This window comes from Actinoplanes sp. NPDC023801, assembly GCF_040639655.1.
In the GTDB taxonomy this organism is placed as follows: Bacteria; Actinomycetota; Actinomycetes; order Mycobacteriales; family Micromonosporaceae; genus Actinoplanes.
Genome location: NZ_JBFAAI010000038.1, coordinates 72334 through 88090, shown reverse-complemented (window position 1 = coordinate 88090; position 15757 = coordinate 72334). Strand labels below are relative to the sequence as shown.

Sequence of the window (15757 nt, the reverse complement as noted above, 5' to 3'; positions counted from 1 at the left end):
GCCGCCTGAACAACCCGACCTCACCCGGCTCCGCTGCGCTACGCCGGGCGCTGCCGCCTGCCCACTTACTCACCTATTTTCGAGTCAGCGGTGCGCGCCAGCCGGGTTCGGTTCTTGATCGTTCGCCGGGTGGTCACTCGACCGACAACGGGTGTTGTCCTGTTCGGACGAGGGTGACGCCCATGGGTCACGGCCACGATCATTCTCATCACCACTCGCACGACGCAGCCACCGGGGGCGATCTCCCCGAGGCTCTCGACCTCTCCGTACCGGCGTCCGAACTGGCACCGTCCGACGCGTCCCGCCGCCGCTTCCTGCTCGGCGCGGGCCTGCTCGGCGCGGGCGCGGCCGCCTCCGTGCTGGCCCACCCGGGCGCCGCCGAGGCTGCCGGCCTGCCGCACACCCACGGCCACGTCGGCGGGGGCACCGGCAAGGGCGGGTTCCGCTGGCTCGCCGGCGACCACCACATCCACACCCAGTACAGCTCCGACGGCCAGTACCGGGTTCTCGACCAGGCGCAGAAGGGCCACGCGTACGGCCTGGACTGGCTCGTCATCACCGACCACGGCAGCGCCGCCCACGCCAAGATCGGTGTGGACAAGGTCAACCCGGACATCGTGAAGACGCGCGCCGAGCTGCCCGAGTTGCTCACGTTCCAGGGCCTGGAGTGGAACATCCCGGCCGCCGAGCACGCCACCGTGTTCGTGCACCCGGGCCGCAACGAGGTCGCGGTACTCAAGCAGTTCGAGAACGCGTACGACGGCTCGATGCTGCCCTCAACCAACACGACCGCCCAGAACGAGGCGCTGGCGATCGCCGGCATCCAGTTCCTCGGCGAGCAGGTCCGCAAGCGCAAGATCGACGGCGCGCTGTTCTTCGCCAACCACCCGGCCCGGCGCGGCATCGACTCCCCGCACGAGATCCGCAACTGGCGCGACGCGGACCCCACGGTCGCCGTGGGCTTCGAGGGCGCGCCCGGCCACCAGGCCGCCGGCATCCCCGCCCCGAACGGTCGTGGCGGTGCCCGCGGCTACTACGACAACAACCCGTCGGCCGCGTCGTTCCCCGGTTACCCGCTGGAGAGCTACCGGACGTGGGGCGGCTTCGACTGGATGACCGCCACCGTCGGCGGTCTCTGGGACAGCCTGCTCGCCGAGGGCAAGGCGTGGTGGATCACCGTCAACTCGGACAGCCACGTCAACTACCTGGACCAGACCGAACGCGGGCCGGGGAGCGACTTCAACGCCAACGGCAAGTACAACGACCCGGTCTACAACGGATCGATCAACACGCAGGCCGGTGACTTCTGGCCCGGCTACTACGGCCGGACCAACGTGGGCGCCTCGTCGTTCTCGTACAAGGCGGTCATCGACGGTCTGCGCGCCGGCCGCGTCTGGGTCGACCACGGGCGCCTCATCAAGGGCCTGGACGCCCGGGTACGCGTCGCCGGCGACCGCCGCCCGTCGAACGGCACCCCGCTCGGTGGTGTCCTGCAGGTCCGGCGTGGCACCTCGACGGAGCTGGTCCTCGACATCGACCTGCAGGACGTTCCGAACTGGGCCGGTTTCGTGCCGACGCTCAAGCGGGTCGACGTGATCGTCGGGACGGTCACCGGCCCGGTGGCGGACAAGGACAGCTTCACCGCCCCGGACACGCGTGTGGTCAAGTCGTTCGAGGTCACGAAGACCGGCGGCCGGATCACGTTCAGCCACCCGCTGGGCCGCCTGGACAAGCCTTTCTACCTGCGGGTACGCGGTACGGACGGTAACCGTACCCAGCCGGGTCTGCTCGGTGCCGGCGTGGACCCGTACGGTCCCCAGCTCGATGTCGCCGGTGCCGCCGACCCGTGGGCCGACCTGTGGTTCTACACCAACCCCATCTGGGTCCTGCCCCGATGACACCGCTCTCCGGATACAGCGTGCCGGCCGCACCCGCGGCCGGCACCGCCCGGATCGTCGGTGTCAGCCTCGGGCACGCCACACTCGCCGAGGCCGACCACTGGATCCGGTCGCTGAGTCCAGCACCGGTGCTCGCCTGCACCCATCTGGTCGCCGACCCGTACCCGCACGTCGCGATCAGTCTGCTCACGGCGAACGCGTTCGAGACCGCGCCGGAACTGGCCGTCGCCGCCACCGCGGCGGCGTTCGGCACGTCCGGCCGGGCGGTGCGTTTCCCGGGGGTGGAACGGCTCACCGGCGCGCTCACTGTCAGCGAGATCCTGCAGCGCAGCTCGATCGCCCGGGTCGAGGTGCTCGGTGGTGGCCTGCCCGATCCGGCGACCGTCGTCGAGACCGGTGATTTCGTGCGGCCGCAGTTCCGCAACGGCGAGCTGGTGCTGGTGACGACTCCGGCCGCGGGCGGAACCCTGATTCCGTTCGAGACCCGGAATCCGACCCCCTGCTGCGTGAGCCACTGAAGATCAACCCCGGGCCGGCGCTCACCGCTGTCTCAGCGGCCGCGAGACAGCGGTGCGAGCCAGCCCGGGGTTCGGGCGGGACCGGCGCCGCCTGTGTTCGGCGGGGACAGCGGTGGGAGGCGCGGCCGGTGGTGGGGTCGCTCGGAGCTCCGCGCGGGGCGGGACGCGTAGCCGTACAGCTGAAGCTCGCACTGCGGGACGGGGCGCCCGCGGTGACCGGACCGCATCGCCGGACCCTTTACGGTTGTCGGATGTCTCGTCTCCCCCTGCGACAGCTCCTGGCCGAGGCGCGCAGCGGCGCGCTCGTGTTCAGCATCACGCCGCCGAAGCGTGCCGCCACCGAGGAGCGGATCAAGGAGATCGCCGAGGTCACCCTCGACCGTCTGTCGGCGCTCGACCTCGACGGCCTGATCCTGTACGACATCGACGACGAGTCGGACCGGATCCCGGAAGCCCGGCCGTTCCCCTACCTGCCGACGCTGGATCCGGCCCGCTACCACGCCGACCACCTGACCGGCTGGCGACTGCCGACGATCATCTATCGCTGCGTCGGGAAGTATTCGGAGCAGGAGCTCCGCGACTGGATGACCGGCGCCGGCGAGCAGGTGCTCGGCGTCTTCGTCGGCCCGTCGTCGGGTGGCAAGAGCGTCCGCACCAGCCTGCGGCGAGCCCAGGAGCTGCGCGCCGAGGTTCGTCCCGATCTGCCGCTCGGCGCCGTGGTGATCGGTGAGCGTCCCGACGAGCACCTGCGCATGCTCGCGAAACAGGAGCGGGGCGCGTCGTTCTTCGTCAGCCAGGTCGTCTACCACCTGAACGAGACGAAGAACCTGCTCAGCGACTATTTCTACGAGTGCCGGGCCCGTGGGGTCCAACCCCGGACGGTGATCTTCACGCTGTCGCTGTGCGGCTCGTTGAAGACGCTCGAGTTCGTCCGGTGGCTGGGCGTGGACGTGCCGCGCTGGCTGGAGAACTCGATCCGGCACGCGGAGGACCCGCTCGCCGAGTCGTACCGGCAGTGCCTGGCGATCGCCCGCGACCTGATCGACTTCTGCGAGCACATGGGCCTGCCCTACGGTTTCAACATCGAGAGCGTGTCGATCCGTAAGGCGGAGATCCAGGCCAGTACGGAACTCGCTGCCGAGGTGGCCGGGATGCTCCGCTACCGTCGCTGATCTACTTCGGCCAGCTCGTCCTCGGTGAGCCGTAGCGCGCCGGCGGCGACGTTCTCCTCCAGATGGGCGACGTCGCCGGTGCCCGGGATCACCAGCACGTGCTCACCCTGCTGCAGCGTCCAGGCCAGCCGCACCTGATGCCCGGTGACGCCGCGCGCCGCCGCGATCCGCCATTCCGCGCCGTCCGTACCGAGGCCGGCGCCGGCCTCCCGAGCCGGCCCGGCGATCGTGAAGAAGGGCACGAAGGCGATTCCCCGCTCGCCGCATTCCCGCAGCAATGCGTCATGGCGCCGCAGATCCACGGCATGAGCGTTCTGCACGCACACCACCGGCGCGACCCGCTGAGCCGCGTCGACATGCTCCACCCCGACGTTGGAGAGTCCGAGATGGCGGATCAGTCCTTCGGCGCGCATCTCCGCGAGCGCCCCGAACCGCTCGGCGGTCTCTTCCGGCCCGATCGGTCGTACGATCCGCAGATTGACCAGGTCCAGTGCCTCGACCCCGAGGCGGCTGAGGTTCTCCTCGACCTGCCGGCGCAACTGCGCCGCCGTGACCGCCTCACCCCATCCGCCGTCCGGGTGCGGGTCCGGTCCGACCTTCGTCGCGATGAGAACCTCCCGGCGGTACGGCCCGAGCGCCTCCCGGATCAGGTCGGTCGCATACCGGACCGTTCCCGGCTGCCCGTCGAGAATCCCGCCCGGGGAGAAGTAGAACGCGGCCGTATCGATGTGGTCGACCCCCAACTCGACGGCCCGCCGGAGCACTTCGACAGCCCGTTCCCGGTCGGCCCGCACCGTGAGCCGCATCGACCCGAACCCCATCCGTCTGACGACCCGGTCCCCGAGTCGCCACTCCCCCGCCGCCGACGCATCGATCCGCTCCGCTGTCACCGGGCGAACCTAAACGGCTTCCCGGGCGGCCGCACTCCCCCGCCGACCCGATACCGACAAAGTGAATCACCTGATACTTTTCAGACAGGCAAGCACCTCTCTCCACCCGTGCGGGTGGGCTGGGAGGATGGGGGCATGCTGGTTGCCTTTTCCGTCACGCCCATCGGGTCCGGCGATTCCGTGGGCGACGCCGTCGCCGAGGCGGTCCGGGTGGTCCGGGCCTCCGGACTCCCGAACCGGACCGATGCCATGTTCACCACGGTCGAGGGCGAGTGGGACGAGGTGATGGCCGTGGTCAAGCAGGCCGTCGACGCCGTCGCGCAGGTCTCGCCGCGGGTCAGTCTCTCGCTGAAGGCGGACGTCCGGCCGGGCGTCACCGGCGCGCTGACCGCCAAGGTCGAGCACATCGAGCGGGTGCTGTCCGAGCCGTGAGACGACTGGTGATGTGGGACATCGACTACACCCTGCTGCGCGGCGGCGGCGTCGCTGCCAAGGCGTGGAAGGCCGCGTTCACCGAGTTGACCGGGGTTCCGTGGCGGGACACCCCGATCTTCGGCGGCCGGACCGACACGGACATCTGCACCGAGGTCTTCGCCGCGCACGGGGTGACCGACTGCACACACGAACGGTTCTTCGCCCGCTACGTCGAGCGGGTGGACGAGATCAAGCACGAGTTCGCGGCGCAGGGGCAGCTGATGCCGGGCGTCCGGGAGGTGCTGGCACACCTGGGTGACGACCCGCGGGTGGTGCAGACCCTGGTGACCGGGAACATCCCGGAGGTGGCCGCGTTCAAGGTGGCGGCGTTCGGCCTGAGCGGGGCGTTCGATGCCGAGGTCGGCGGTTACGGCACCGACGACAGCGTGCGCGCCACCCTGGTACGCCGCAGCCTGGAACGGGCCCGCGTGAAGTACGGCGAGCACTTCCACCCGGTGGTGATCGGCGACACCGTGAACGACGTGACGGCGGCGCTGGCCAACGGCGCGGTCGCGGTCGCGGTGGCGACCGGGGCCACCCCGGCGGCCGAGCTGACCGCCGCGGGCGCGCACGTGGTGCTCCCGGACCTGAGTGACCTGGAAGCGACCGTGAAGGCTCTCACCACCTGAGTTCGGGTGGGCGGTCCACCGGAATGCGCCGGGCGGCTGCGGGAGATCAGGTGGGGCTGACGGGATTGGGCAGCGCCCCGCCGAACCTCCGGTCCCGCTGGGCGAACAGTTCGCAGGCGTACCACAGGTGGCGGCGGTCGAAGTCGGGCCACAGCGTGTCGAGGTAGACCATCTCGGCGTAGGCCGACTGCCAGAGCAGGAAGTTCGACGTACGCTGCTCGCCGGACGGCCGCAGGAACATGTCCACCTCGGGGATCTCCGGGTGGTAGAGGTATTTCGCGATCGTCTTCTCGTTGACCTTGTCGGCCTTCAGCTTGCCGGCTGCGACGTCCCGCGCGATGGCGGCCGCCGCGTCGGCGATCTCGGCCTGCCCGCCGTAGTTGACGCAGAACTGCAGGGTCAGCGTCTTGTTGTTACGGCTCATCTCCTCGGCGGTCTGCAGTTCGGAGATGACGCTCTTCCACAGCCGCCCGGCGCGCCCGGACCAGACCACCCGCACTCCGAGGTCGACCAGCTGGTCCCGGCGGCGGCGGATGACGTCCCGGTTGAAGCCCATCAGGAAGCGCACCTCCTCGGGCGACCGCTTCCAGTTCTCGGTGGAGAACGCATAGGCCGACAGGTAGGGGATGCCGAGCTCGATGGCGCCCTCGATGGTGTCGAAGAGCGAGTGTTCCCCCTGCTCGTGCCCCTTGGTGCGGGACAACCCGCGTTCCTTCGCCCAGCGGCCGTTGCCGTCCATGACGATCGCCACGTGCTTGGGCAGCGCCGCGGCGGGCAACCGGGGTGGCCGGGCGCCGGAGATGTGCGGGGTGGGCGGACGCGGGCTCAAGGGTTCAACTCCCGTCGATCGACAAGCGGAAGCGAGCGCAGCGCCCGTTCCATGTGCCATTGGAGGTGGGCGGCGACCAGTCCGCTGCACTCACGGCGCACCGACGGCGCGGACGCGTCCGCCACCGGCCAGTTCCCGGAGGTGAGGGCGGACATCAGGCCGAGGGTGTCCGGGCTGGGGTGGGCGGAGCCGGGTGGCCGGCAGTCGGGGCAGACCGCGCCGCCGGCCGGCACCGAGAACGCCGCGTGCTGCCCGGCGGTGCCGCAGACGGCACATTCGGTGATCGCCGGCGCCCAGCCCGCGAACGACATGGCCCGCAGCAGGTAGGCGTCGAGGACCAGGCTGCTCGCGTGCTCGCCGGCCGCCAGGGCCTTGAACGCGCCCAGGGTGAGCTGGAAGAGCCGCAGCGCGGGCTCCCGCTCGACCGGGGTGAGCCGCTCGGCGGTCTCGCAGATGGCGCTGGCCGCCGTGTAGCGCGGGTAGTCGGTGAGGAAACTCTTGCCGTACAGCGAGACTGCCTCGACCTGGCTGACCGAGTGCAGTGAGCTGCCCAGTCCTTCGGGCGAGCCGGCGAGTTGCAGGTCGATGTGCCCGAAGGGCTCGAGCCGGGCGCCGAACCGGGAGCTCGTCCGCCGCACCCCGCGGGCCACGGCGCGCAGCCGTCCGTGCCGCCGGGTCAGCAGGGTGACGATCCGGTCGCTCTCGCCGAGTTTCTGCACACGCAGCACCACCGCGTCGTCGCGGTAGAGCTGGCGGCGGTATCCGGCGGGCACCCCGCCATTCTGCCCCCTGCCTACGACAGACCCTGACCCGGATCTCAGGGTCGTCTCCGGGGCCGGTCCGGTGTTGCCCCGGGCATGGGCGGAATAGCGTCAGCCCATGACCCGCAGAGTTGCCCTGATTCTCGCCGCCGCCGTCTCGGCGGGCGCCCTCGCCGGCTGTGACGGGGTGGCGGGTGCTCGGATGACCTTCGACGACACCGAGAACACCAAGATCACCGAAGTCGTGCTCTCCGGCGGCGCCAGTGACGTCACGGTGGAGACCGACGCCACCGCGACCGGCACCCGGATCCGGCGCGTGATCCACGGCGGCACCGACCCGGGTCCGTCCTACCAGCTGGCCGGCGGCGTGCTCACCCTCAGCGGGACCTGCGTGCCCGACTGCCGGGTCGACTTCGTGGTCACCGCGCCACCGGGGGTGGCGGTCAAGGGCGAGCTGCGGTCCGGAGACGTCACCCTGTCCGGGACCGGTCCGGTCGATCTGCGGCTGACCTCCGGCGACGTGATGGTGGAGAACAGCACCGGCGCGGTGAAGGTGCGAGCCACCTCCGGCGACCTCAACGTGGTCGGCGGCTCCGAGGTGAACCTCGAGTCGCAGTCCGGCGACCTCTCGGTGCTGGACGCGGCCGGTCCGGTGACGGTCCGGGCGACCTCCGGCGACATCGGCCTCAAGCTGAACTCGGTGGCCTCGGTGACCGCCTCGGTGGGCAACGGCGACGTCGACGTGATGGTCCCGCCCGGCGACTACCGGCTGCGCACCGTGACCGGCTCGGGCGACCAGGAGATCACCGGGATCAGGGACAACCCCACCTCGAAGGACGTTCTCGACCTGCGGACCGGCAGCGGGGATCTGCGGGTCATCGCAGGCTGACGGCGGGTTCCGGTCTCGGCGTCCCGGTGGGGGCCGGGGAGACCGGGATCGGGATCCGCCGTCCGGGGACCAGCACCGGGCGTCGTCCGGCGGCCACGTCCTCGATCCAGCCGAACGCCGCGATCAGGAACGCCAGCAGCACCGAGACGGCCACGACCCGCCAGCTGATGCCCACCCAGCCGACGATCGGCAGGCCGTGCCGCTCGCCCCACTGGGTGACCGCCACGACCACCGGCACGTGCCACAGATAGATCGTCAAGGCGCGGGCGTTGAGCACGGTCAGCACCCGGTTCTCCCGGATCACCGGCCGCACGCAGCCCAGCACGACCAGGATGAAGGCGGCCGACCAGAGCGCGTTGCCGAGCGGGACGTCGTTGAGGTCCCAGCCGCGCGGGCCGGGATGGGCGGCGGTCCAGGCGAGGGCCGGCACGGCAAGTGCCGCGGCGATGCCGAGCAGTCGCTTACGGCCGAGGCGTTCCAGGTGCCCGTCGTGGTGGGCGAACCCGAGCAGCCACGCTCCACCGTAGAGGGCGAGACTCTGCGCGACCGGCGGCACGGTCACGCCGGCCACGGTGATCACGGCCAGAGCGGCGTACGGCGTGATGATCGTGGCCAGCGGAAAGCGGCGATAGACCGGCCGCACCAGTGGCGAGAGCAACACCATCCAGAGGAAGTCCCGCAGGTACCAGGTGTGGCTGAGCCCCTGGACCCACCATCCGGTGGCCTCCGGGGTGTCGATCGGGAACCCCCAGAGCAGGAGCATCGGATTCCAGGTGGAACTGCCGGTGGCGAGCATGGTGGCGACCGCGATCACCGCGATCGCCCACAGCGAGGGCAGCAGGCGGCGGATCCGGCGTTCCACCGCCCACACCCCGGCCCGGTCCAGCGAGGCGGCCATCAGCGAGCCGGCCAGGGCGAACATGATCGACATCGCCGGGAGGACCACGGTGAACGCGGCCCACCCGGTGATGTGGTAGATCACCACCCGGACGGTCGCGACGGCACGCAGCAGGTCCAGGTACCGATTTCGCATGGCACAAGGTGTTACCCGCGTGCGTCCGTCCTGTGCAAACTATGGTGAAGAACACCATAGTCAGCGAATGTCCACGTTTCGATCTAAAATCCCAGTTTACGAAGCTGTTTGGGATCGCGCTGCCATTCCTTGGCCACCCGTACGTGAAGATCCAGATAGACCCGCCGGCCGAGCAGCTGTTCGATCTCCGCCCGGGCGCGCGTGCCGACGTCCTTGAGGCGTACCCCGCGCGTACCGATCACAATCGACTTCTGGCTGTCGCGTTCCACGTACAGATCGGCATAGATCTTCGTGAGGTTGCCCTCCACGAGCATCTCCTCGACCATCACGGCGATCGAGTGCGGCAGCTCGTCGCGGACCCCCTCGAGCGCCGCCTCCCGGATCAGCTCGCCGATCAGCACCTGCTCCGGCTCGTCGGTGAGCACGTCGTCCGGATAGAGCTGCGGCGACTCCGGCATGTGACGGATCATGACGTCGGTCAGGGCCTCCACCTGGTGCCCGGAAACCGCGCTGACCGGGACGATCTCCGCGAAGTCGTACAGCTCGGAAACGGCGAGCAGCCGCTGCGCCAGAGTCTGCGGATCGACCAGGTCCACCTTGGTCACCACGGCGATGACCTTGGCCTTGAGCGCGCTGACCTCCGACGAGATGAACCGGTCGCCACGCCCGATCGGCTCGTCCGCGGGGAAGCACACCCCGATCACGTCGACCTCGCTCCACACCTCGCGGACCAGGTCGTTCAGCCGCTCGCCGAGCAGGGTCCGGGGCCGGTGCAGACCCGGCGTGTCGACAAGCACCAGCTGTGCGTCCGGCCGGTGCAGAATGCCCCGGATCACGTGCCGGGTGGTCTGCGGCTTGTTCGAGGTGATCGCGATCTTCTGGCCCACGATCGCATTGGTCAGCGTCGACTTGCCGGCGTTGGGCCGGCCCACGAAACAGGCGAAACCCGCACGGTAGATGTCGTCCTGCGGTTTCTCGACACGTGCGGCCTTGTGCCGGTGCTTCTTCCTCGGAGGAAATCCTTTGCCGGTACGGACGTCGCCGTCCACAGGCGCACCGGCACCTCCCGGGCTGACACCACCTTCGGCGCGCCCGGCGGAACCGGACTGGACCGCGTCGCCACGGCCACCCTGATCGCTCCGCCGCGCCGACGGTGCCGCGCCACGGCCGCCCTGATCGCCCCGGCCCGCCGACGGTGCCGCGCCACGGCCGCCACGGGCGCCCTGCTCGCTGCGCCCGGCCGACGGTCCCGGCCCACGGCCGCCCTGATCGCTCCGCCCGGCCGACGGTGCCGCGCCACGGCCGCCACGGGGCTGTGACTCGCCCGTACCGGAGGCTCCTGAGGTTCTGCCTCCGGCCGGCCCGCCGGGTTTGCGCCCACCCGGCACCGCGCCCTGATCGGCGGCTCGCCGGGCCGCCCTGCGCTCCTGCCGGCGCTGCTCGTTACGCTCGCCGGCCGTCAGCCGGCGTTCACCCGGGGCGGGACGCCGGTCCTCGGAGTTCTCCGGCATCAGAGGACCGTGCCGGCGAGAGAGCCGTCCGGACCCGCGAGGTACACCGGCGCGTCGGCGGCCAGGTCGCGCACCGCCGCAAGGCCCGCGCTCTCCAGCTCGGCGGCTCCGGTGACCACGGCGGCCGCCTCGATCTTCGTGGCGCCGGACGAAACGGCGTGCGCCACGGCGAGTTGCAGGGCGCTCAGGGTCAGGCTGGGCAGCGTCACCGAGGCGGCCGCGTAGGTGCGCCCGTCCTGGTCGCGTACCGCCGCACCCTCGGCCGCACCCACCCGGGTGCGGGAATGGCGCGCAAGGGTCACCAGTTTGGTGTCCTCGGCGCTCAGTGCGTTGTCGGTAACGGTCTGCTCAGGCATCTGCGGGCTGTCTTTCCTCGTTCTCGGCAACGTTCTCATCGTCCTGCTCGGCCGGTTCCGGCCGGATCCGGCGCACGAGCACCGAGTCGATCCGGTTCCGTCGGCCGGTGGTGCCCTCAGCGGTCAGGTGCAGGCCCCTGACCTCCGCTTTCGCGCCGGGGATCGGCACGCGGCCGAGCGTCTGCGCCAGCAGGCCGCCGACCGTCTCGACCTCCTCGGCGGGAAGTTCCACGCCGAACACGTCACCGAGGTCCTCGATCGGCAGGCGTGCGGTGACGCGTACCGCTCCGTCCTCGAGGTGCTCGATCGGTGGCCGCTCGACGTCGTACTCGTCGGTGATCTCCCCGACGATCTCCTCGAGAATGTCCTCGATGGTGACCAGGCCCGCGGTGCCGCCGTACTCGTCGACCACGATGACCAGGTGATTGCGGGCCGCCTGCATCTCGGAGAGCAGATCGTCGACCGGTTTCGACTCGGGCACGAAGTTGGCCGGGCGCATCGCCTCGGACACCGGCTGCGAGGTCGCGGCCGGATCACCGTTCTGCGTGCGGCGGATCACATCCTTGAGATAGAGAACGCCGAGCACATCGTCGACGCTCTCCCCGATCACCGGGATCCGGGAGAACCCGGACCGCAGGAACAGGTAGAGCGCCTGCTGGAGTGTTTTCGGCCCCTCGATCCACACCATCTCGGTGCGCGGCACCATCACCTCGCGGGCGATGGTGTCACCGAGCGTGAAGACCGAGTGGATCATCTCGCGCTCGCCGTGTTCCACCACGCCGCGCTGCTCGGCCAGGTCGACCAGCTCACGCAGCTCCACCTGGCTGCCGAACGGCCCCTCCGGGAATCCCTTGCCCGGGGTCACCGCGTTACCGATCAGGATCAGCAACTGGGCGAGCGGGTTGAGGACCTTGCCCAGCCAGCGCACCAGCGGGGCGGTCGCCCGCCCCACCGCGTAGGCGTGCTGGCGGCCGAGCGTGCGCGGCGCCACCCCGACCACGACGAAGCTGACCAGGGTCATGGCACCCGCCGAGACCAGCGCGGCCTGCCATCCGATCCCCCATGTGTCCACGGCCACCAGCGCGACCAGCGTCGTCGCGGTCAGCTCGGACAGCAGGCGCAGCAGGAGCAGCAGGTTGACGTACCGGACCACGTCGGAGGCGACCGCCTCCAGAGCGCCGGCACCCCGCCGTCCCTCCCGGGCCAGTTCGGCGGCCCGGGCCTGGGAGACGGTCGCCAGCGCGGCGTCGGTCATCGAGGCCACGCCGGCGAGGAGCACCAGCAGGATCGCAAGGGTGATCAGTTGCAGGTCCGGCAGGCCGACCGAGGCGGGGTCCATGATCAGCCGGCTTTGCGTCCGGCTCGCCAGCTCTGCAGAAGCTTGTTCTGCAGAGCGAACATCTCCCGCTCCTCGTCCGGCTCGGCATGGTCGTAGCCGAGCAGGTGCAGAGCGCCGTGCACGGTCAGCAGGTGCAGCTCGTCGGCGGCGGCGTGCCCCGCCGCGACGGCCTGCTTGGCGGCCACCTCCGGCGAGAGCACGATGTCGCCGAGCAGCGCCGGCTCACCGGCCCCGGACTCGCCCGGGCCGTGGTCGACGCTGCCCTCGTCCATCGGGAAAGCGAGCACGTCGGTGGGGCCGTCGCTGCCCATCCACCGATGGTTCAGCTCGGCCATGTAGTCGATGTCGACGAGCAGGATCGACAGCTCGGCGAGCGGGTTGACCCCCATCTCGTCCAGGGCGTGCCGGGCAACCGCGAGGATCGCGTCGGTGTCGACCTCGACTCCCGACTCGTTGGCGATCTCGATGGACATAGTGGTGCGATTACCCCTTGCGAATCAGCGCCGTCGACCCGGTGTCCGGCCACCGCTGGCGGCCCGGCCCGGCACGGCGTGGACGGATTGTGCTGCCTGTTGCTCCTGCGCCTCGTCGAATCGTGCGTAGGCGTCGACGATCTCGGCGACCAGCCGGTGCCGCACCACGTCGGAGCTGGACAGCTCCGCGAAGTGCACGTCCTCCACGTTGCGCAGGATCTCCCGCACGACCTTGAGACCGCTGCTGGTGCCACCGGGCAGGTCGACCTGGGTGACGTCACCGGTCACCACGATCTTCGCCCCGAAGCCGAGCCGGGTCAGGAACATCTTCATCTGCTCGGGCGTGGTGTTCTGCGCCTCGTCGAGGATGATGAACGCGTCGTTGAGCGTGCGGCCACGCATGTACGCCAGCGGCGCGACCTCGATCGTCCCGGCCGCCATGAGGCGCGGGATGGTCTCCGGGTCGAGCATGTCGTGCAGCGCGTCGTAGAGCGGCCGCAGATAGGGGTCGATCTTCTCGGTGAGCGTGCCGGGCAGGAAGCCCAGCCGCTCGCCCGCCTCGACCGCCGGCCGGGTCAGGATGATCCGGTTGATCAGCTTGGCCTGCAGTGCCTGCACCGCCTTGGCCATGGCCAGGTATGTCTTACCGGTACCGGCGGGGCCGATGCCGAAGACGATGGTGTTCTTGTCGATGGCGTCGACGTAGTGCTTCTGGCCCAGGGTCTTGGGCCGGATGTTGCGCCCGCGCCGGGACAGGATGTTCAGAGTGAGCACCTCAGCGGGACGCTCGGAGGTGTTCTCCTCGAGCATCCGGAGGGTGCGGCGGACGGCATCGACGCTGAGCGTCTCGCCCTTCTCGATGAGCTCGATCAGCTCGGAGAAAAGGCGCTCAGCGGTCGCGTTCTCGGCCGGGTCACCGGTGATGGTGATCTCGTTGCCGCGAACGTGCACGTCACTGTCGAGGTTGCGCTCGATGAGCCGGAGGATCTCGTCCTTGGCGCCGAGCAGGTTCACCATGATCTTCGGGTCGTTCACCGAGATCTTGGTCTGCGCCCGCACCGGGCTGGTCGAGCCAGTGCTGGATTCGTTCGGCGTACCGGTCATAGGGTGGCCCGAAGGGCCTCCGCCACCTGCTCTCTTTCTCTGCGCCACCCGGGGCCGGGCGGCTCGCTCAAGGATCGTGCCATCCTATCCGCTCCCCGCCCCGCTCGCCGATGCCATTATCGCCGGTCCGTGTAGCGGGCCCGCCTATCCGGGGCCGTCGGAGGCCGGACCGCCGTCGAACCCCTCCTGCCGGCGGGTGAAGCGATACGTCGCCCAGTGCATCCGGATCACCGCGCCGTCACCGTCCCGGGTCAGCCGCAGCAGCTCGCCGGCCTCCCGCCCGGAGACCGTCCGCAGCACGTCGGTCCCGCCCGGCAGCACCTCGAACACCGCCGGCGGCCGGCCCGCCGGGGCCTCGGCGGCGCGCGCCTGCAGGCACCCGTCGTGCCAGGCGAAGACGAATTCCATCCCCTCGCTCCACCAGCGGCCCAGCACCGGCCGGTAGGCCGCCGGGGCGGGCGCTGCCGGGCGCCACGGCACGATGTCCGCCGGGTCCGCCTCGACGGCCGTCCGCAGAAGTTCGTGGACCAGCTCGTTGGTCTCGCTCGCGGTCCCGGACGAGCCGAGCACGGCGCATCCGAGCGCGCCCGGGTTGCCGTCACCGCCACGTCGCCCGTAGACGCCGGCCAGGAAGCCGGGCATCGCCCCGTCATGGCCGACGTGCATCACCCGCTTGCCGTCCGGGGCGAGGATCAGCCCGAGCCCGAAGCCGGCCGCCCAGAGCGACTCGTCGGTGGTGGTCACCGGCCAGCGCATCTCGTCGAGAGTCGCGGCGGCGAGCACCCGGCCGTCCGGGTCGACGATCTCCGGGCTCGCCAGGAAGGCGGCCCACCGGGCCATGTCTCCCGCGCTGCTCCAGAGCTGGGCCGCCGGCCCGACTCCGGCCAGATCGATCGGCGGTTCCGGCCGGACCGCGTCGGAGTAGGCGTCGACCAGGTACCCGACCGCGGCCTCGGCCGGGCGGGCGACCGTGGTGCGGCGCAGACCGAGCGGGGCGAGGACGAGGTCGGCGACGAGTTCCTCCCAGGTGCCGCCGCGGAGTTTCGCGACGAGCTGCCCGAGGACGGCGATGCCGAGGTTGGAGTAGTGGTAGCGCCGGGCGTTCGGCAGCACCCGTTCGGCCCGGTCGAGCTCGGCGAGCATCCGGCCGGCGTCCGGGGTGATCAGGGTGTCCCAGACGTCACCGTACGGCTCGCGCTGGAACCCGGCGGTGTGCGACAGCAGCCGCCGGATGGTGGCGTCGCCGTGTGCCGGCACGTCGAGGTGGTCCGAGATCGGCTGGTCGAGGTCGAGCATCCCCTCGTCACGGGCCTGCATGACCAGGACGGCGGTGAAGGTCTTGGTGACCGAGCCGATCCGGAACCGGGTGTCCGGGCCGAGGGCGTGGGCCGGGTTGCCGGAGTCGCCGACGGAGAAGACCCACGGTTCCCGGTCGGCGCGGTGCAGCGCCACGGCCAGTGCCGGGATGCGCCCGTCGGCCTGGGCCCGGCGGGCGGCGCGCTCGTAGCGAGGGGTGGGTGCGTTCACGGACGGGCCAGCATCGGTCCGAGCGGAGCGCCGCCGACGACGTGCGCGTGCACGTGGAATACCTCCTGACCGCCGTGCCGGCCGGTGTTGAAGATGACTCGGAAACCGTCGGTGAGGCCCTCCGTCTCGGCGACCTTCGCGGCGGTGGCCAGCACGTCGGCGGCTGCGGCCGGATCACCGGCGAGAGCCACCACGTCGGCATGATGGGTGACCGGGATCACCAGGACATGGGTGGGCGCTTTGGGATCGATGTCCCGGAACGCCACGGTCGTCGGGGTCCGGTGCACGACGGTGGCGGGGATTTCGCCGGCCACGATCCGGCAGAACAGGCAGGAGTTTTCCACCTGACGGATC

Annotated in this window: 17 protein-coding genes; 6 read left to right on the top strand and 11 right to left on the bottom strand. The window is 70.7% G+C overall.

Annotation, left to right across the window (positions count from 1 at the left end):
• Positions 1-182: 182 nt before the first annotated feature.
• The 3 genes from AB0G04_RS39905 to AB0G04_RS39895 all read left to right on the top strand — a co-directional run bounded on the left by AB0G04_RS39905 (position 183) and on the right by AB0G04_RS39895 (position 3588).
• Positions 183-1898, top strand: coding sequence for a PHP domain-containing protein (locus tag AB0G04_RS39905; RefSeq protein WP_360994474.1), 1716 nt, complete (start codon positions 183-185; stop codon positions 1896-1898).
• Positions 1895-2416 carry a hypothetical protein gene (locus tag AB0G04_RS39900; protein WP_360994471.1) on the top strand — a complete coding sequence of 174 codons (522 nt, stop codon included), beginning with the start codon at positions 1895-1897 and terminating at the stop codon, positions 2414-2416. Before AB0G04_RS39905 ends, AB0G04_RS39900 begins: the two co-directional genes overlap by 4 nt.
• Positions 2417-2667: 251 nt before the next feature.
• Positions 2668-3588 (top strand): 5,10-methylenetetrahydrofolate reductase, encoded by a 921-nt coding sequence (locus AB0G04_RS39895; RefSeq protein ID WP_360994468.1) that lies wholly within the window; start codon positions 2668-2670, stop codon positions 3586-3588.
• On the opposite strand, the gene AB0G04_RS39890 is transcribed toward AB0G04_RS39895, so the two are convergent.
• Positions 3576-4478, bottom strand: coding sequence for an aldo/keto reductase (locus AB0G04_RS39890; RefSeq protein ID WP_360994465.1), 903 nt, complete (start codon positions 4476-4478; stop codon positions 3576-3578). The two genes, AB0G04_RS39895 and AB0G04_RS39890, sit on opposite strands and share 13 nt — an antisense overlap.
• A 135-nt stretch (positions 4479-4613) precedes the next feature.
• Here AB0G04_RS39890 and AB0G04_RS39885 point away from each other — a divergent pair, with 135 nt between their 5' ends.
• Together AB0G04_RS39885 and AB0G04_RS39880 are read left to right on the top strand one after the other, a co-directional pair.
• On the top strand, positions 4614-4910 hold the full coding sequence (locus tag AB0G04_RS39885) for an MTH1187 family thiamine-binding protein (protein ID WP_360994463.1): 297 nt from the start codon (positions 4614-4616) through the stop codon (positions 4908-4910).
• Positions 4907-5581: an HAD family hydrolase gene (locus AB0G04_RS39880; RefSeq protein ID WP_360994461.1), complete on the top strand. Its 675-nt coding sequence runs from the start codon at positions 4907-4909 to the stop codon at positions 5579-5581. Before AB0G04_RS39885 ends, AB0G04_RS39880 begins: the two co-directional genes overlap by 4 nt.
• Before the next feature lie 46 nt (positions 5582-5627).
• Here AB0G04_RS39880 and AB0G04_RS39875 read toward each other — a convergent pair whose 3' ends face one another.
• Positions 5628-6410, bottom strand: a complete 783-nt coding sequence (locus AB0G04_RS39875) for an isoprenyl transferase (RefSeq protein WP_360994458.1) — start codon at positions 6408-6410, stop codon at positions 5628-5630.
• Complete coding sequence (recO, locus tag AB0G04_RS39870) at positions 6407-7183, bottom strand: DNA repair protein RecO (RefSeq protein WP_360994456.1); 777 nt, start codon at positions 7181-7183, stop codon at positions 6407-6409. Before recO ends, AB0G04_RS39875 begins: the two co-directional genes overlap by 4 nt.
• Positions 7184-7289: 106 nt before the next feature.
• Here recO and AB0G04_RS39865 point away from each other — a divergent pair, with 106 nt between their 5' ends.
• Positions 7290-8060: a DUF4097 family beta strand repeat-containing protein gene (locus AB0G04_RS39865; protein ID WP_360994453.1), complete on the top strand. Its 771-nt coding sequence runs from the start codon at positions 7290-7292 to the stop codon at positions 8058-8060.
• On the opposite strand, the gene AB0G04_RS39860 is transcribed toward AB0G04_RS39865, so the two are convergent.
• The 8 genes from AB0G04_RS39860 to AB0G04_RS39825 form a co-directional block, all read right to left on the bottom strand.
• On the bottom strand, positions 8047-9093 hold the full coding sequence (locus AB0G04_RS39860; protein ID WP_360994450.1) for an acyltransferase: 1047 nt from the start codon (positions 9091-9093) through the stop codon (positions 8047-8049). The genes AB0G04_RS39865 and AB0G04_RS39860 overlap by 14 nt on opposite strands.
• An 83-nt stretch (positions 9094-9176) precedes the next feature.
• Positions 9177-10052 (bottom strand): GTPase Era, encoded by an 876-nt coding sequence (era, locus tag AB0G04_RS39855; protein ID WP_360994481.1) that lies wholly within the window; start codon positions 10050-10052, stop codon positions 9177-9179.
• A 551-nt stretch (positions 10053-10603) separates the two neighbouring features.
• Complete coding sequence (locus AB0G04_RS39850; RefSeq protein WP_360994447.1) at positions 10604-10960, bottom strand: cytidine deaminase; 357 nt, start codon at positions 10958-10960, stop codon at positions 10604-10606.
• The gene (locus AB0G04_RS39845) at positions 10953-12299 is read right to left on the bottom strand and encodes a hemolysin family protein (protein WP_360994445.1); all 1347 of its coding nucleotides are present in this window, start codon (positions 12297-12299) and stop codon (positions 10953-10955) included. Before AB0G04_RS39845 ends, AB0G04_RS39850 begins: the two co-directional genes overlap by 8 nt.
• A 2-nt stretch (positions 12300-12301) precedes the next feature.
• A complete protein-coding gene (gene ybeY / locus AB0G04_RS39840; RefSeq protein ID WP_360994442.1) occupies positions 12302-12772 on the bottom strand; it encodes an rRNA maturation RNase YbeY in 471 nt (156 codons plus the stop codon).
• Positions 12773-12796: 24 nt separating this feature from the next.
• Positions 12797-13876: a PhoH family protein gene (locus tag AB0G04_RS39835; RefSeq protein ID WP_360994439.1), complete on the bottom strand. Its 1080-nt coding sequence runs from the start codon at positions 13874-13876 to the stop codon at positions 12797-12799.
• A gap of 144 nt (positions 13877-14020) precedes the next feature.
• The gene (locus AB0G04_RS39830; protein WP_360994437.1) at positions 14021-15403 is read right to left on the bottom strand and encodes a serine hydrolase domain-containing protein; all 1383 of its coding nucleotides are present in this window, start codon (positions 15401-15403) and stop codon (positions 14021-14023) included.
• Complete coding sequence (locus AB0G04_RS39825; protein ID WP_360994434.1) at positions 15400-15747, bottom strand: HIT domain-containing protein; 348 nt, start codon at positions 15745-15747, stop codon at positions 15400-15402. Before AB0G04_RS39825 ends, AB0G04_RS39830 begins: the two co-directional genes overlap by 4 nt.
• Between the last annotated feature and the right edge of the window lie 10 nt (positions 15748-15757).

What these genes read in the sequence shown, in the direction of transcription:
- AB0G04_RS39905 (WP_360994474.1), top strand. Translation starts at nt 183, where the DNA reads ATGGGTCACGGCCACGATCATTCTCATCACCACTCGCACGACGCAGCC.
- AB0G04_RS39900 (WP_360994471.1), top strand. Translation starts at nt 1,895, where the DNA reads ATGACACCGCTCTCCGGATACAGCGTGCCGGCCGCACCCGCGGCCGGC.
- AB0G04_RS39895 (WP_360994468.1), top strand. Translation starts at nt 2,668, where the DNA reads ATGTCTCGTCTCCCCCTGCGACAGCTCCTGGCCGAGGCGCGCAGCGGC.
- AB0G04_RS39885 (WP_360994463.1), top strand. Translation starts at nt 4,614, where the DNA reads ATGCTGGTTGCCTTTTCCGTCACGCCCATCGGGTCCGGCGATTCCGTG.
- AB0G04_RS39865 (WP_360994453.1), top strand. Translation starts at nt 7,290, where the DNA reads ATGACCCGCAGAGTTGCCCTGATTCTCGCCGCCGCCGTCTCGGCGGGC.
- AB0G04_RS39860 (WP_360994450.1), bottom strand. Translation starts at nt 9,093, where the DNA reads ATGCGAAATCGGTACCTGGACCTGCTGCGTGCCGTCGCGACCGTCCGG.
- AB0G04_RS39850 (WP_360994447.1), bottom strand. Translation starts at nt 10,960, where the DNA reads ATGCCTGAGCAGACCGTTACCGACAACGCACTGAGCGCCGAGGACACC.
- AB0G04_RS39845 (WP_360994445.1), bottom strand. Translation starts at nt 12,299, where the DNA reads ATGGACCCCGCCTCGGTCGGCCTGCCGGACCTGCAACTGATCACCCTT.
- ybeY (WP_360994442.1), bottom strand. Translation starts at nt 12,772, where the DNA reads ATGTCCATCGAGATCGCCAACGAGTCGGGAGTCGAGGTCGACACCGAC.
- AB0G04_RS39835 (WP_360994439.1), bottom strand. Translation starts at nt 13,876, where the DNA reads ATGACCGGTACGCCGAACGAATCCAGCACTGGCTCGACCAGCCCGGTG.